Genomic DNA, 17038 nt, shown 5'->3' with positions numbered 1-17038 from the left:
TGATTTGATAGGTTTATACCCAAGCCTTCACCATCCGAAGCCCGTCTACGTATGCTGTAATTAAAGCTACCAAAAAGGCGGGAATCAAAATGAATGAACCAATCACTGAACGTACGCCGCTAAGTCATCGCGGCTGAGATTAATAGGATCAAACAACAGACTTGTAAAATCATGCTTACCAATGCCATCGAGATCGGCAAGCGCCTGAAGGAGGCCAAGGCCTTGCTCCCGCATGGAGAATGGGGGAAATGGTTGGTCGAATCGGTGAGCTATTCCCAGCGCACAGCCAACAGGCTAATGCAGCTCTTTGAAGAATATGGAGATAAACTATTCGCTTCCGGCGATGACGGCGAGGTCAAATTCGTCGGCGCCGACGAATTTGATCTACTACCAGGCCCTTCTCCTTCTGGGGATTCCGGAAGATGAGCGGGAGAAATTTATCCTGCAGCATGATGTAGGAGTTAGTAAAAAAGGTCCGACTGCTAAAATACTGGCAGCCGGACCTCTTTGTATAGAGTTAACAATAACAAGGCCAGTTTACTAGAATGTTTGTAATAATACGTCAATAGATGTTACAGATGACTATTAGTATAATTTAACTATAAAAAAGTACGCATAGGACAATAGTGGAGGTGTATTTATAATAAAACCTTTTCCCTATTAATCAAGTGAAGGGGCAAATGGCAATCCCTTCCAGAAAGCTAAATCCATTGTTTAGTTTGATATTTGAAAGGAGGAACACTATTCATGCTGGATGAATTATCAAAGATTGTTGGGAAGGAAAACGCGAGCAATACAAGAGAAGATCTTCTTCGTTATTCGAGCGATTTAAGTCTTCTTCCTTCGGGATTGGCCAATGCCGTGGTATGGCCAGGAAGCACAGAAGAGGTGGCCAAGGTCGTTACATACTGTAACGAAAAGAACATCCCAGTTGTTCCCGTCAGTTCTAGAGTACATGTTCATGGAAATACGATACCTAAGCAGGGTGGCGTAGTGATTGATCTTCTAAGGATGAATAAGATCTTCGAAATTGATCTTTCTAACCGCCTTGTTAGGTTTGAAGCGGGTGTAACCTGGAAACAGCTTACGGAGGCCTTGAAGGAAAAGGGAATGCGTCCCATTATGCCGCTTTTGCCCCGCCCAGATCGGTCAGTGTTGACCGATACCCTCGAAAGAGAAGTACCGACGAATATAGTCTATGATTATGGTGAGCCAACTCAGTCGCTGGAGATAGTATGGGCGAATGGGACAGTATTCAGATCTGGATCAGCTAGTGTTAACAATTTCCCAGAATCACATTCAAGAGGTGCTAACCCATCCGGACCTGGCCTTGACTTCTATCGTTTTATGCAGGGTGCCCAAGGAACTATGGGTATTGTTACTTGGATGAGCATGAAAATTGAATCCATACCCAGAATAGACAAAATTTTGTTTGCTCCCATTGATGATCTCTCACTTGCTATGGATTTTCTCTATAGAATTCTACCCAGAAGAATTGGTCAGGAATGTCTACTCCTCAACAATGTCGATCTGGCAGGTATTGTTGCAGATAAGGTTGAGGACTTTGACACACTCTGTGCTAAACTCCCGCCTTGGACTCTTGTTCTAACCATCAGCGGACTTTTGCGAAGACCTGAAGAGAAAATTGCCTACGAAGAGAAGTTTCTGGCAGACGTTTTGAAAAACGAATTTTCCAATATACTTCTTTCAGACAAGCTACCCGGTTTTCCAGGTATGAATAAAAAACTTCTCCCCATGCTTAGGACACCGTGGCCAGCAGACGTTAAATATTGGAAAAATCGTCTCAGAGGCGGATGTCAAGACATCTTCTTTATTACAAAACCTGATAAGGCACCCGATTTCATTAAAGTCGTGGAAGAAGTTGCCGCAAAACACGGTTATCCTCTGGCAGACATCGGTAAATATATTCAGCCTATCGAACACAATCGTGCTTGTCATATGGAGTTTAACTTTTTCTATGATCCAGAAAATGAACAAGAAAAAACCATGATTGCCAAGCTGAACCGTGAGGCCTCAGTGGCCTTAATGAATGCGGGTGGTTTCTTCTCTAGACCGTATGGTGAGATTGCTCCAATCGTATTCAACCGTGCTGGTAACTATACAATAGCCTTGAAACGTGTGAAGAAAGTGTTTGATCCTACCAATATCATGAACCCTGGAAACCTTTGTTTCTAAGAAAGGAGGAGGAACTATGTCAGTAATTGATCTTATGAAGAAAGACCGCTATGAAACCCCCAAAACCCCCGTAGCTTTTGAAGTTACCAACCTAAACAATTTTATCTATGACATGCAACATTGCATTAAATGCAAAGGATGTTATTGGGTAGAACATACGTATAATCCTGGCATGAAATTTAATACGCGATGCCCAAGTAACTTGTGGAATGACTTCGATGCTTACGGAGCTATGGGTAAGATGAGAATAGGCTTGGCTATTGCAGCTGGAAAGTTGGAATGGACAGATAAACTCCTGGAAATCATCTACGCTGACCCACTTTGTGGGGCCTGTGATGTCGGCTGTAAACGTAACCTTGATCTTGAAATCGGTCTGACACTGGAGGCCTTGAGAATTAAGGCTGTCGATGATGGTGCTGGTCCCATGCCAGCCCACAAAAAAATTGCTCAAAATGTTGCTACAACGCAAAACCAATACGGTACCTCGGAAAGCCGGGTTAAGTGGCTGACCAAGGACATCAAGGTCGCGGAAAAGGCAGATGTAATCTATTATGTTGGCTGTTCTTCAGCCTATGCCACTCCTAGTATAGCGCAAGCAACCGCGAAGATATTCAACGCAGCCGGAGTTAGCTTCATGCTGATGAAAGATGAAAAATGCTGTGGAAACACGCTCTACTCTGTAGGTATGGTTAAAGAAGCCAAGGCAATCGCCCTAGAAAATATTGCAGCAGTGAAGGCTTCAGGAGCAAAAACATTGGTGACAAGCTGTGCGGAATGTTATCGCACCTGGAAGGTTGACTATCCTAAATTGCTGGATATTGCTACAGCAGACCTTGGCTTTGAGGTCATTCATCTTATAGAGTTTGCCGATCAGGCTGTAGCTGATGGAAAACTTAAATTGACAAAACCTGTTGATATGCGCTTCACCTACCATGATTCCTGCGGAGTGAGCAGACTCTGTGATCCTTGGACTCCTTATAAAGGAGAACGTGGTTGGATGGGCATGATCTTCCCAGGACTTTTGAGAAGACGCGGTAGACAGGGGCTATACCTCCAGGCCCGAAATGTGTTGAATGCCATCCCTGGAGCGGATTTTGTTGAAATGATCAGAGTTCGCGAGAATGCCTTCTGTTGCGGAGCTGGTCGAGGAACAAAAGAAGCTTTCCCTGAACTTGCTAAGTTCTCAGCTAACCATCGACTGGATGAAGTTAAAGCAGTGGGCGCTGAAGTTCTTGTATCTGCTTGCCCACGCTGCAATACTAACTTTGCCCAGGTTGCCAAAGAGGATGGCGATAATGTCAAAGTCATGGATATTTCTGAACTTATCTTAGCGTCAATTGAAATATAAGGAGGTGTAACAATGAGTATTAATAAAGATGCTTATAGTGCATTTGAAGTCATCGTGGGTTCCAAGTATATTTCTGAGGATCCGGCGATCTGCGAAGGCTACCGATCTGGCCCAGGTGGGTATGAAAATGGTCTTGGCTACGAACGCGTGATGACAACAATCCCTCATGCAGTTGTTTTACCGAGGACAACTGAAGAAGTGCAGAAGATTGTCAAAATTTGCAACCGTTATAATGTACCCTATGTTCCATACTCCACCGGTTTCTACGGCCCTCGGACTCACTGCCATGTGGAGAATGAACTAATCATTGACCTGAAGCGGATGAATGATTTTGAGATGGATGAAAAACACTTCAGTGTCAATGTTGGTTCAGGCGTCATACTATCTTCTATTCAACAAGAAGCCTTAGACAAGGGTGCCTATTCTGTTATCGGCGGCGGCGGCGGGCAATGCTCAGCCATTGCCAACCTGATTGGTGACGGCTGGTCCCCACTGAGTCATCGGATTGGCCTTCCCCACAGACGTATTCTCGCCACTGAGCTTGTTCTCCCAGATGGCGAAATTGTCAAGATGGGTTCTCTCGCCGATGGCGGTGATGATCCCTTCTGGGGTGAAGGCCCTGGTCCTGACCTAAGGGGTCTATTAAGAGGGTTTACAGGATTGAGGGGTTGCTTAGGTATTGTTACCAAAATGGCTATCAAGACCCTGCCCTGGCAGCCTGAACCGTTAATACCGACGGGCATCTCTCCTAACACAGCCCTAGCCCTACCGCCAAAGCGGGTTAAATGGATCAATTACCGTATGCCCAGCAAAAGAGAGCAAGTTAAGGCTATGTTCGACATTGCCCAAGCTGAAATAGCTGCCGCTTTAACCAAGGTTCCCCTTTTCTGGCGCGCCATTTCTAAGGCAGAAGACAAGGAGGAGTTCTGGGACATTTGGTTAAAAGAAGATGAGGAAACCATCAAGAACTTCCACATTGTCAGAGTGCTGCTCGTAGGTTTTACCTCAGAAGAGGATATGATCTATCAGGAAAAAGTGCTTAATGATATTATGACAGAACTAGGTGGGATTGAACTGCGTACCAAACCCACTGATGAGTCTTGGATCAAAAATGCCGACTCGGCAGGTATGTGGCTGATGTGCGGTTCCTATGTCTCCGTTGACTACATTATCGAGTCTCTTACCCAGGCTACTATTCATGGTGAGACTTATGCAGAACTTAAGAGAAAATACACTCCACCACTGATGCCAGACTTTGGTGATCCCGGTTGGTTCCAAAGCTTTGAATTAGGTCACCAGGGATACTCCGAGTTCTTAGTTTACTGGGATCATCGCGAAGACACCGCCGGAGTGGATCAATTCTACGTTGAAACATCTAAGATGAATATCAAGAATCGCTACTACACCTCCCTTATCGGGCCTCACCAGCCGCTTTATTTGACAGGCCCTCAATACGGACCGAACTATCACGAGTGGCTTCTGGCGATTAAGAACGAGTTTGATCCCTTGTGGGTCAGCCATCCGCCAGTACCTCTTGCTCATGACGATTTTGTGAATAAAGCACCATGGATGCAATCCACGAAGGACTGGGAATCCCCAGAAGAATTACCGATGCCGAAGTGGGGACAATTACCAGTGCCAGAGAATTAAGAGTATTGGTATATAATAATAGACTCAGATGGAGTAAAACTCCATCTGAGTCTTAGTCAAATGTATAGACATATCGCCTTCTATGCGTGACAGTCATTTATAATCCTGTCTAGTGATTGTTATGGACAGGATTATAAATGACTGCATTTATTATCTCATAAGAATAGGAGAGTCAGTCGTATGTTGAAAGCTATTGTTCTAGCTGCCTTACTAGGTATGTTGTTCCCGGTTGCAGGACATGCAGTAAGCGGCCGTTTCAGCAACAATTGGTTGCGATTCGGGATTTCTATCATTTTTCTGATTGTCTCTATCCTTATTACTTACTATCTGGCTCGACTATTTAAATGGTGAGACTGTACGGCCATTGTTGATTTATCATCCTGGAGGTGGCTTTGTGAAGAGACTTTCATGGCAAACTATTAAACGTAAATGGATTGGAAATAATGTACCGGGTATACTCCCCCAAGACGCTCCTGACTCTGCTTGGGATCTATTATCCTATAAAGAGGAACCTAATCAAGTTATTACTACAATAACACCTCAGTCCCTAAGAGAAAGTATGTGGAGAGATTGTTCCTATATATGCTCGGATGAAGAGGCATTTACGATGTATATGTCACTTGAGTTGGGAAAGCCGCTCCTAGTTGAGGGTCCACCAGGAAGTGGAAAAACAGAAGTAGCAAAAGTAATGGCCACTATCCTTAAGACAGAGTTGATTCGCCTACAGTGTTATGAGGGACTGGATGAGGGGAAAGCCCTATATGAATGGAACTACCAGAAACAGATCCTTGACATTCAGAAAGGTGGAAAAGAAAACGTTTTTGGAGCAGACTATTTACTACCAAGGCCGCTCTTGGCAGCAATACAGGCTAAGAAGCCACCTGTGCTTCTGATTGATGAAATTGACAAAGTTGAGCCTGAGTTCGAAGCCTTTCTGATGGAGATTCTTTCCGATTTTCAGGTCTCTATCCCGGAATTCGGTACTGTCAAGGCTAAAACTCATCCTCCGGTAATTCTTACCTCTAATGCCATTAGAGACCTTGGCGATGCACTGCGCAGAAGATGTGTCTATCTTTATCTTGATTTTCCAACGATGACTAGGGAAGCTACTATCCTGATGCGGAAGGTCGTAGGTATGCGCCCTGGCTTAGCTCTGCAAATTGCCCGTACTATGTACTTACTGCGGGAAGATTTAGAGTTGTTGAAGCAACCATCCGTCTCAGAAAGTCTAGACTTGGGGCAAGCTGCTGTCAATATGAAGAAGCCAAGCTTGGATCCCATGTTTTTGAATCAGTTAAACTCGCTTTTCTTAAAGACCCGGGAAGATCAAGAGTTGTTTACAAAGAAAGGCGGCGGGAAATGGGTGTGCCAAAACCTGTAATTCCCGCAGTCGTCAGAGATCAATGCCAGTGTTATTGGGAATGGCTTATTTCGATTTTTAGTTTTTCTGCTGCGGTTTCTACTCGAGAAGAGGCTGTTAGTGGTAGTGGGATTAGTAGCACAAGTACCTTGTCTATTCCGGTTCAGAAGATGTCCATTCATTATCACCTACTGGCAAATAGGCCTATAACCGGTAAGAATCTTGCCGTTAATAAAGAGAGTCTAACGAGTGGGTCCTTATCTGTTCAGGAAGACGAGATAACGGATGATGATGTGGTTTATGCGCGAAGACAACTGCGCAAAATTGCCCAGCGTCTAGTTACAAGTTTATCCCGGAACCGTAAGCATAGTAAAATTATGACACAAATTGACTTAAGGAGATCCCTGCGACGGTCCATACAAACTGGCGGTGTCTTAATTGACCTGAAATATAAAACTAGGGTTATTAAGAAACCTCGACTTGTCATCATTTTAGACACTTCCGGGTCGATGCAGGTCTGGATAACGATGCTGATCCAACTGATTCAAGCTGTTGGTTTGGAATTATCCAAGAAAGAGATTTTTATATTTGCCGAAGATTTGGAATGTGTTACAAAAGATCTTAAGAAGACCTGGCAAGAAACTGTCAATCTAATAAAAATTCGAAAAAACTGGGGCGGTACAACCAGTATTGCAACAGCTCTTAGAACCCTACAAGAGAAGCATCATGATAAATTCATGTCTCAAACAGTCGTACTTATGCTTTCCGATTTGTTTACTGCTGAACCTCAAAAATCAGCTGAAGAAGTCAAAAAAATAAGCCGAAAAATAAAGAGTTTCTTCATCTTTCGCACTATGGATGATGAGGACGATGAATATGCTTATGAAAAAAGTGTTCGCCCATTTATTCGAGCAGCAACAGCCATTTATGACATAAAGGATCTAGGGGAAATGGCAAATGCGGTTCGAAAAGTATGTCTTAAATAGCGTGCAGGGAACTAATATTTTAACGGATCTGATGTTGATGATGCTGCTTCAACCAATCGTTAGACTCGATGTTCTACTATAGTTGACGAGTTCGCTCTGTATTTTTTAGGGAAAGAGGGTGCTTGAGTTGTCCTATGGTCGTGAATTAGATATTCCGCTTGACGTCCTGGAGCTTGATAAATATACCTATCTTGTTCCGCATGGAATTCCGATTAAAACTGAATTGCTAGTGAAAGCCGGTGTCGAAAAGATTTCACTTATTAACAGAAATATTACTGTTACACCATTGGAGCATGATGCTGGAGCAGCTTTCGATTCACATCCGCTTTTTCCAACCGATGAATTTTTATTGATCCCAGGTGTTACTCCTATTGTCACCCGGTTCTCTAGTCAATTGTTGCAAGTATTGGGAATTACGATAGAAACAATCTATGAGTTTTATTCTCAGTCTAATCACAAGTTACTTGATGTCGATCCCTCTCTGCTCTCCATTTCTAAAGGAAAACTCTGTATTGGGGAGACACCTTCGGAACAGATGGTCATTGTTTGGACCGGAGCCGGTTTTGTAGTGGTTCCTGCTTCCCTCAAACTTCTACCGCAGGAAGAAGTCGTTGAGGAAGCAGTTGGCTCTATTACAGGGAGCAAGTTTCGATGTAAATATGGAATGCTGGACATTATAAGGAGATAGTGATGGTTCCTAGACGAATAGGTCAACTATTCGATTTTCCTTAGACAGCCAATACCCCCGAATCGTGAGCCGCAAAGAAGGTATAGCCGTAAAAGTGATTGTCAAGAGTGTCAAAAGAGGATTTTCGACGTGACAGCCCATCTCCTGTAAGGTGCTGATCAGAAACTCCAGCCGTTCAGCCACCAGCGGTCCAGGAAGCGCAGAAATTCCCCCATATATGGGTAATGCCACTTCTGCCTTCACAACACCATCGCAACAGTACACCATCCCTCCCCCTAGTTCCTGCAAGCGATTTATCGCTATGGCCATATCCAGGTCATTACTGCCGACAACGACAACATTTCCTTCATCAAAGGACGCACTGATCGCAAACGCCCCCTGCCGCAGACCGTAGCCTTTAATTAAGCCGAGAGCCTTGTTGCCCGTCCCTTCAAAACGATCGATGACTGCAATTTTTAAGATATCATCTCTCAGTTGGAGCAATCCATTATGCACTGGCATTTCTAGAAGAACCTCTCGGTTGACAATTTCTGTTACCATCGAAATAATCCTCGCCTGCACACTAGTACCAGGGGCCGTAATCTGAAAGAACTCAGGTGCCACGGTGGGAAGTTTGAGACTGTGGCTAAACTCAGCAGGATAATACTCAGCCGGTAGATCAATTTCCAGTCGCCCTTGCTGGGCCACCAACCGACCCTTAATGATAACCACTTGGGCATCAATCTTATCAATTGTAGGAATAACCACTAGATCAGCGTATTTTCCTGGGGCAATCCCGCCTAGATCAGCATCAAGGTGAAAATGTTCCGCTGGGTTTAAAGTGGCCATCTGAATCGCTGTGATGGGATTCAATCCCGAAGCTATCGCCTTATTCACAATATAATCCATGTGCCCATATTTAACTAAATGGTGGGGCCATACATCATCGGATACCAAGATAGCTCGACGCAAGTCGATATCCAGCTTGATTAGCTCTGGTATAACGATTTCCAACTCACGGCGGATCGAACCTTCGCGAATCATCGTCGCTAAACCTAGGCGCAACCTAGCTCGCACATCTTCAGAACTTATCGACTCATGGCAGCTATCTGCTCCATAGGCAACGAAGGCATTTAACCTGCCATCTCTGGCTCCGGCACCATGCCCTTCCACCGTTTTACCTAGAGAACGCGCCTTGGAGACTAACGTGTTTAGACCTTCCTCCACTGCACCACCCACCACACGGGACCAATATACCTCTCCCAGGCCTAATATTTCTGGGTATTCTAGAATTTCTAACATTTCAGCCACGCTAACTGCTGGCTTCTTTGTTCTAAGTGAACAAAGAAAGGTAATAACTGGGGCTGTCGCGAAAATTCTCAGGGGATAGGTGGGTAATTTCGCCACAAACGCCCGCACACCTTCTATACCCATGCCATTGGCTACCTCAGTGGTTTCGGTAATCACCGTTGTCGTGCCCTTAGGAAGGGCAAAAGCGACAAATTCTCTTAACCCCAGCCAATAATCCAGGTGGCAATGAGCGTCAATAAGCCCCGGAATCACTACTTGTCCGCGGACATCAAGCCGTAAAGTCTCTGGACCTGTAGGAAATCCTTGGTCAGGTCCTACATAGGCAATACGTTCACCCGAAACCAAAATTTCGTAATTCGGAAGCAGTTCCCCAGTATAAACATTTAGCACAGTCCCTCCGGATAAAATGAGATCAGCCGCCTCTTTACCTAAAGCGACCCGTTGTAGACGCAAAATCTCATCGGTTTGAATAGAGATTTTCATTTTGTTCCCTCTCCCTCTTCATAAACATTCTTCTATTCTAAGCACTATCCATAACCATCAATAGTTCTCTCGATATAGTTCAGTATAATAATAGAGATCAGCATTTTGAAAAATTAAGGCACTAGATAACCCCTTGCTGGCTAAAGAGCCTTGTAAGCCTGCCAGTCGTTTTTTTAATTCTTCTATAGGTGGTACATTCACGATAATCCTCCCAAAATCATGACATTCCATTATAGTATATATATATTATATTATATAATAGTATAGAATAGTATGGAATAATCAGAATTTTTTACTTTCTACACGTCGAAATTCGGGGTATCGATTGGAAATCATTACAGAGGGTACGATGAAAAGATTTTTCATCGTACCCTCTGATTGGTTATTTATTACCATTAAGTATTTTCCATTTTACGACGATCCTCGTCTCGTAATTCCCTTCTGAGAATTTTCCCAAGTTTAGATTTGGGCAACATATCACGAAACTCAATATATTGGGGAACCTCATAAGAATTCAAACGTTCTTGACACCATTTAATGAGATCGTAGGCGCTAACCCCTCTGACATCTTTCTTAAAGATTACGAAGGACTTTATTCTTTCCCCAACTGCTGCATCTTTAATTCCTATTGTACAAGCAGCAATCACAGCGGGGTGTTCTTGGAGTACTGTATCAATTTTAGAAGCTGCAACTCTATACCCTTTATGCTTTATAACATCAACCGACCGATCTAAGAAGAAAAGCCAGCCTTGTTCGTCAATCCGGACAATGTCCCCAGTTTTGTACCATATTTGTCCATCAATATTCACAAAATGAATCGCTGTTTCCTCAGGTTTGTTCCAATAACCAGAGACCATGTTTTCCGAAGCTATAAACAGTTCACCTGGTTGACCTACTGGGACTTCTTCTAAGGTATCTGAATTGAGAATTTTACTCTTTTGAAAGGAGACGAATTTGCCCGCTGTACCATTCGGTGTTTCTTCCTTCGGGCGAGGTCCCGAAACCCCCCCGCAGGTTTCCGTAGCGCCATAGCCTTGATAGAGTGGTTTGCCAAATTTTTTGAGCCACCTATTAGCCACTTCTTGCGGCAGAACATCTCCGCCCGAAAATACATATTGGAGGCTTCCTAAATTGTATTGGTCAATGCGGTCATGTTCTAAAATCATTCGGTACATGGTCGGAGTTCCTAAAAAAGTCTTAACTTTATAGCGTTGAAAATGATCAAAGATGGCATCGAGACACATTTTGGGAAGTATAACCAAGGTTTCGCCCGTAAATAAGGCACCGAAGCCAACGGCTTGACCAAGGATGTGATAGAGAGGCGACCCTTGAAGAACGATGTCTTCACCGATCGGTATGAGTGATGAGCTCAACGACCTTTGTTCAGTACAACTTTCTATTAAAAGAGCATGACAGATGGGGACTCCCTTAGGAAATCCTGTCGTGCCGCCGGTATAAAGTATTTCGGCAATTTCCTTGCCCGTCAAGTTCGGAAGGGGTGGAGGAGGAGCATTACGCTTAAGCAAGTCTGGGAAGGTATAGATGTTTCTACCTTGAGAATCGAATTTTCCAGTAGGGATTTTATCTAACAGGTGTCCAACTAATTTTTTCCAGGGGGGTATAAGATCTACTAACGTGCAGACAACAATCCGCTTAATTTTAGTATCTGCAGCGATTCTATCGATATAGCCATAATTAGTGTCCATACAAAAGATGGTTTCAGCTCCACTATCATTGGCTATATATTTGAGATCTTTGGGGCCGTAAAAATGGGTCACCGGTATGGCTATCGCACCAAGCCTGAGAATAGCAAACCAGGCAATCACCCACTGAGGGCAATGAGGTGCGTAAATAATCACTTTATCATTTTGCTTAACGCCCAGTTCATAGAGAGAACCAGCTATTTGCTCTATCATGGTGTTCATTTTATTGTAACTATAGTTCTCTCCAAGATAGATTAAAGCTGAGCGGGAGGACGATTTTTCTACAGAGTTTTTGAATACTTCACTGATTGACTTACAAGACTGTCCGGACAATAAACCCACCCCTTTACTTCGCATATCTCCCCTGCCGTCTCGCCGGCCTCATCTTATCCTATGAGTTACTTTTCAGCGCTATCCATCATTATCTTTCTGCCCTCTGGCCTCTAACCTCCGGCATCTGCCCTCTGCTTCTGATCATCTGAGCTCTGGTTTCTTACTTCTGAATTAAGTTCCAAAATAGGCCGATTTAACTTCAGGATTATCCATCAATTCTGGACCGGTACCCGTCATGACTAAAGTTCCGTTCTCAATAATATAGCCCCTGTCTATAATAGGCATAATCGGTCTAGCATACTGCTCAGACATCATCACCGTGACACCATGCTTGCGTATCTCTTGTGTAGCTCTCACAACTTCTGCTTGCATATGTGGGCTTAAACCCAGCAATGGTTCATCCATCAGTAATAATTTAGGCTTTGCCACTAAGGACATGCCAATGGCTACCATTTCTTTTTCTCCTCCGCTTAACATTCCAGCCTTATTCTTTCTTAGCTTAATTAAGGGGGGGAAAAGTTCATAGACAAACTGCATGCTCTCCTTGATTTCTTTATCTTTACGTAAATAACCACCTAATCTTAAATTTTCTTCAACGGTATTATCTCGAAAGACAGGATGCCTTTCTCGGCAGAGGATGATGCCAAGCTCTACCCTATCCCGCGGTTTCAAGGACATAATATCTGTATCAAGGTAATTGATGCTCCCAGAAATGGTGATTCTTGTGCCACCCTTGCGTTGTTCACGTACTTTTAAGTGATGGGTTAGTCCCGAAATAGTATTTAGAATGGTTGTCTTTCCGGCACTATTCGAACCAAAAAGTCCAATGATTTCACCTTGCTTAATTTCAAAACTTAAATCGTTAACGGCTAAGGCATTCTCATAGAAAACCATTAAATTATTAACTTTAAGCACCAGTTTTCACCTCGCTTCCCAGGTAGGCACTGGTCACATCTTCTTGAGTCATCACGTCACGGGGGAGGCCCTCAGCTATTTTCATACCAAAGTTTAAAACAATGATTTTATCAATTATTTTGAACAGTTCCGTAAGACGATGCTCAACCATGATCAGTGTCTTTCCTTCATTTTTTATGCGTTCTAGAAGCGGGACGACACTGGCTATTTCCGACATGCTCATCCCAGAAAATAATTCGTCCAAGATCACGATGTCGGGCTCTAAAGCTAAACAACGGGCTAATTCAAGTCTCTTCAAATATCCGTGGGGCAGCGCACCTGCCTCTTTATATGGGACTTGGGAATCCCGCTCAAAGCCCACTTCTTCTAAGAGGTGAATGGCAGCTTCATCTAGGTCACCATATTTCCCTCCTCTTAACTTCCTGGCCCGTGGTGAAGAAATGGGAATAATCAGGTTCTTAAAGACGGACATGTTATAAAAGGGCCGGGACATCTGGAAACTACGCGCAATTCCTAAATTAACAATTTTATGAGGAGCCATGCCTGTGATACTCATTCCCTTGAAAAGAATTTGTCCCTTGTCTGGCTTGACAAAACCGCTTATTAAGTTAATCAGGGTACTCTTGCCTGAACCATTAGGGCCAATAATCCCTAAGGCCTCACCGGGTTTAAGTTCAAAACTAACGTCATTCGTCGCTTTCGTCCCACCAAAACTTTTGCAAAGATTGGAGATTTTGATAATAGGTTCAATCATGCTTTACTTCCTCCATCGTTGTCAATCGTTCAATTTGGCTGTACTTTCTTTTAATATATTTAAAGAGTCCTTCAGGCAAACCGATAGAAAATATCAAGAGGAGAAGCGAATATATAACGACTCTAAGTGAGCCAAACTCTCGTAATATTTCAGAAAGTGGCATTAAGATTACAGCTCCCAAGGCCCCACCGATAAATGTCCCGGCTCCACCTACGACGACTGCCGTTAGCGGGAGGATGGAGTAATCCATAGCAAAGGCGGGTATACCCACGAACTGGAAGTGGTGAGCCACAAAAGCTCCTGCAAAGGTAGCGGGTAAAGCAGCTATAAATACTGCTTGGGTCTTATACCATTGGATATTATAACCAGCAGCAATAACCGCTCGATCATTATCTCGGATCCCTTGAAAAACTAAACCATAATTAGATGAAATCAATCTTCGGAAGCCAAACAGCGTGAGTAAGACAACAAACATGAGCAGATAAAGTTTACCTGTTATTCCGTGAAGCGGGGGGAGAGCACTCATCCCTTCGGTTCCACCCAGCACTTTAGTTGCTTCTATTAACCTACCAAACAACAGGGGTAAAGCAAAGGTAATCAGACCAAAATAGATTCCTCTTAGGCGCAAGACAGGATAAAGAAAAAGTGCACATATAATGGCCCCGACTAGGGTAGCTGTGGGGATAGTGAAAAGTGGCGACCAACCGAATCTAAAGCTTAGGTAACCAGCGATATAACTTCCAACTCCAAAGAAGAAGGCTTGCCCTAAAGATACTAAGCCTGCAGACGCTAGCAAATCCCAACTTAAGGCCAACAGAATAATCACTAATGTTGTAACTAACACGTTTAACCAATACATCCCAACCACATCTTTTAACAAGGGAAGGATGAACATAGCTAAAATGACGATCGCTTTAGGTAAAATAACGTAGAGGAGATCACGCATGGAGGCTAGCACAAAAATATCATCTGATCTTACTTTTATGCCACGATCAATGCGTTCTTTCCGGTGACTAGTATTCGTCCTCACACTCTCTCCTCCAATTCTTTATATTTGCCAAATAAGCCTGAGGGTTTAATCGCTAAAACAACGACTATGGCACCGAGGTATACGACTTGACCCCACTGGGGTCCGAGATAGGTACTTGCTATGACCATGGCATAACCAAGAATCAGACTTCCTACAAAAAGACCCAATGTGCTTTCCAAGCCACCAAGAACTGAAACAGCCAGAGCAATTAGAAAAATCTCGTAGCCTAAATTAATAGAAATGATGCCTAGCGGTAATATGGCAATTGCTGCGATAGCCGCTAAGGCCGCGCCTAACCCCAGGCTGAGCATGGCCGCCCAATCCGATTCAATACCGATACTTAAAGCTGTATACTCGTCTTGAGCCATGCCCCTTAAGGCTAAACCAGTCTTGGTATAATGAGTGAAATACCACAAGAATAGCGCAATTATCAAAGCGATGCCAATGATAATCAAACGTTGATAATCAATCGTCACCCCGAAAATGTCGATACTCCCCTTCACAAAAGGGGGTAGACTAAAATCGAAACTCGTAAAACCTTTCCAGCGGAAGAATTCGATCAAAGCAACACCTAAGGCAAAGGTTGAAATGACTTCGGATAAGACGATGCCCCGTACAGGCATTAGGATAACTCGGTAGATCAGGGCTCCTAAGATTCCCATCAGCACAACCGTTAGAAGCATGGCCACCAGAGGGGATAAGCCTAAATAGTTGATCAGCATCCAAGCAGTAAAGCCTGAGGTAAGATACATAGCACCGTGAGCAAAATTTGCTACCCCGCTTAAACCGAAGGTTAGGCTAAACCCAATGGCTGAGAGCATTAGTATTGCACTGTTAACTAAACCGTAGATTAGAAAGTTAGTGACCATGATTTACAAACACCCCCGAAAAAATGGTGGAGCGTTTTTTGATTAAAAACGCTCCTTAAATTGTAATTAAGCCCTTACTCTATCTCTTTAACTTATACGAAACGTTATTTAGGTAGTACGATTTCCCCTTCGGCGATAGCTGCAGGGTATACTGGTACCCTTTTGCCATCAACCCATTGGAACGCAATACTGACAGCAGTTGTTTTCGGATCAGCGCCATAAATAATTTGATGGTTCTTATTGAATTTGAGATGGCCAATCAAACCGTCCATATCTGTTTGCTCAAGAGCGGCAACAATTTTGTCAGCATCCAGTGATCCGGCTTTTTTAATAGCTTCAGCCACAATATAGACGGAATCATACGCTGGCCCTGCCCCATGACCCGTAATTTTAGCGCGTTCTGCTTCGCCAAACTTTTTGCCATAAGCCTCGTTAAATGGAATACTCTTAGGAAGCGCATTGATTGGTATAGAGGCGTTTTCAAAGAGGAAATTAACTAAACCATTGATATCTGAACCAAAGGTTTTCGAAGCTGATTCTGGAGCAGCTGAACTAATAAATCCTGCGAACAGAGCTGGCACTTTCATGGCAGTAGCTTGTTTAACTAAGTTGGCAGACTCAGGCATATCAAAGAGGGGAACAATGAGTTGAGCACCACCCAATTTTGCTTTGTTAAGCGTAGAGGAGAAGTCTGAAGCTCCTGTTGGGTAAGAATCATGCCCAACAATAGTCCAGCCGTTAGCTTTAGCCCAAGCTGCAAGCGCGGTATTTGTCCCTTTCGCCCAAGCTACATCTTGATTTACGAAATATACTTTATTGTAATTGAATTTTTTACCTATATAAGCTAAGTTTTCGGATAAATTACCTACGAGATACGGAGAACTTAGACCGACTCTAAACAAGTACTTGTATTTTGGATCTGATTCAACCTTCTTTTCAAAATCAGGGGTCATTGCAATTGACACCAAGTATGGAACCTTATATTTAGCGATCATATCCATGGCCGAGAGAAGGACCTCTGAACGTAAAACTCCAACAACCATCGCAGTAGGTTTCTTTTCCAGTATTTGTTTTTCGATGGCTGCCAAGGCATCTGTTACAGGGATTGAAGGTTCAGCATCTCTGGTATCGATTGAGACTATTTCAAAAGGACGTTTGGTACCACCAACATCCACGCCACCACTAGCATTTATTTCGTCCACGGCTAGTTGCGCCGCTTTATGAGCTCCAGCCGCATCGAATTGGCCTAAGGAAGTTGCAACACCTAAGATAATTGAGTCCGCCTTTTTCTCTGTGCCGGCGGGGGTAGTAGCGGGCTTTTGACTACACCCAGTTACGCTTAATAGCATACTCATCATAAATAATAGACTTACACCAAGAGCTAAAGTTTTCTTTCTCATAATTTTCCTCCTCAATTATATTTTCTTAGGAAC

The 17038-nt window shown here is 43.6% G+C and carries 15 protein-coding genes and 1 pseudogene; 8 read left to right on the top strand and 8 right to left on the bottom strand.

The window, feature by feature from the left end:
* Positions 1 to 89 precede the first annotated feature (89 nt).
* The 8 genes and pseudogenes from JL57_RS17715 to JL57_RS17685 form a co-directional block, all read left to right on the top strand.
* Positions 90 to 457 (top strand): annotated as a pseudogene (locus JL57_RS17715) (DUF3102 domain-containing protein); the annotation flags it as partial.
* A 290-nt stretch (positions 458 to 747) separates the two neighbouring features.
* Positions 748 to 2196, top strand: a complete 1449-nt coding sequence (locus JL57_RS17710) for an FAD-binding oxidoreductase (protein ID WP_034143337.1) — start codon at positions 748 to 750, stop codon at positions 2194 to 2196.
* 16 nt (positions 2197 to 2212) lie between these two features.
* Positions 2213 to 3544: a (Fe-S)-binding protein gene (locus JL57_RS17705; RefSeq protein WP_034143336.1), complete on the top strand. Its 1332-nt coding sequence runs from the start codon at positions 2213 to 2215 to the stop codon at positions 3542 to 3544.
* A gap of 12 nt (positions 3545 to 3556) precedes the next feature.
* A complete protein-coding gene (locus JL57_RS17700; RefSeq protein WP_034143335.1) occupies positions 3557 to 5194 on the top strand; it encodes an FAD-binding oxidoreductase in 1638 nt (545 codons plus the stop codon).
* 180 nt (positions 5195 to 5374) lie between these two features.
* Positions 5375 to 5545 carry a hypothetical protein gene (locus JL57_RS34740; RefSeq protein ID WP_291300230.1) on the top strand — a complete coding sequence of 57 codons (171 nt, stop codon included), beginning with the start codon at positions 5375 to 5377 and terminating at the stop codon, positions 5543 to 5545.
* 43 nt (positions 5546 to 5588) lie between these two features.
* The gene (locus JL57_RS17695) at positions 5589 to 6575 is read left to right on the top strand and encodes a MoxR family ATPase (protein ID WP_291300229.1); all 987 of its coding nucleotides are present in this window, start codon (positions 5589 to 5591) and stop codon (positions 6573 to 6575) included.
* Positions 6554 to 7540, top strand: a complete 987-nt coding sequence (locus tag JL57_RS17690) for a VWA domain-containing protein (protein WP_034143334.1) — start codon at positions 6554 to 6556, stop codon at positions 7538 to 7540. The genes JL57_RS17695 and JL57_RS17690 overlap by 22 nt, the downstream gene beginning before the upstream one ends.
* Before the next feature lie 127 nt (positions 7541 to 7667).
* Positions 7668 to 8228: a hypothetical protein gene (locus tag JL57_RS17685; protein ID WP_034143333.1), complete on the top strand. Its 561-nt coding sequence runs from the start codon at positions 7668 to 7670 to the stop codon at positions 8226 to 8228.
* 9 nt (positions 8229 to 8237) lie between these two features.
* Here JL57_RS17685 and JL57_RS17680 read toward each other — a convergent pair whose 3' ends face one another.
* The 8 genes from JL57_RS17680 to JL57_RS17650 form a co-directional block, all read right to left on the bottom strand.
* Positions 8238 to 10001: an adenine deaminase C-terminal domain-containing protein gene (locus tag JL57_RS17680; protein ID WP_045691382.1), complete on the bottom strand. Its 1764-nt coding sequence runs from the start codon at positions 9999 to 10001 to the stop codon at positions 8238 to 8240.
* A 57-nt stretch (positions 10002 to 10058) separates the two neighbouring features.
* A complete protein-coding gene (locus JL57_RS34735; protein WP_291300228.1) occupies positions 10059 to 10202 on the bottom strand; it encodes a hypothetical protein in 144 nt (47 codons plus the stop codon).
* Between the two features lie 194 nt (positions 10203 to 10396).
* A complete protein-coding gene (locus tag JL57_RS17675) occupies positions 10397 to 12061 on the bottom strand; it encodes a class I adenylate-forming enzyme family protein (protein ID WP_291300227.1) in 1665 nt (554 codons plus the stop codon).
* 147 nt (positions 12062 to 12208) lie between these two features.
* Positions 12209 to 12952 (bottom strand): ABC transporter ATP-binding protein, encoded by a 744-nt coding sequence (locus JL57_RS17670; RefSeq protein ID WP_034143332.1) that lies wholly within the window; start codon positions 12950 to 12952, stop codon positions 12209 to 12211.
* Complete coding sequence (locus JL57_RS17665) at positions 12945 to 13706, bottom strand: ABC transporter ATP-binding protein (protein WP_034143331.1); 762 nt, start codon at positions 13704 to 13706, stop codon at positions 12945 to 12947. The genes JL57_RS17670 and JL57_RS17665 overlap by 8 nt, the downstream gene beginning before the upstream one ends.
* Complete coding sequence (locus JL57_RS17660; RefSeq protein WP_034143330.1) at positions 13699 to 14736, bottom strand: branched-chain amino acid ABC transporter permease; 1038 nt, start codon at positions 14734 to 14736, stop codon at positions 13699 to 13701. Before JL57_RS17660 ends, JL57_RS17665 begins: the two co-directional genes overlap by 8 nt.
* Entirely contained in the window at positions 14733 to 15605 is an 873-nt protein-coding gene (locus tag JL57_RS17655) for a branched-chain amino acid ABC transporter permease (RefSeq protein ID WP_034143329.1), read from the bottom strand. The genes JL57_RS17660 and JL57_RS17655 overlap by 4 nt, the downstream gene beginning before the upstream one ends.
* A gap of 104 nt (positions 15606 to 15709) precedes the next feature.
* Positions 15710 to 17005 carry an ABC transporter substrate-binding protein gene (locus tag JL57_RS17650; RefSeq protein ID WP_291300226.1) on the bottom strand — a complete coding sequence of 432 codons (1296 nt, stop codon included), beginning with the start codon at positions 17003 to 17005 and terminating at the stop codon, positions 15710 to 15712.
* Between the last annotated feature and the right edge of the window lie 33 nt (positions 17006 to 17038).

Source organism: Desulfosporosinus sp. BICA1-9 (genome assembly GCF_000802135.1).
This window is presented reverse-complemented; position numbering and strand designations above follow the sequence as displayed.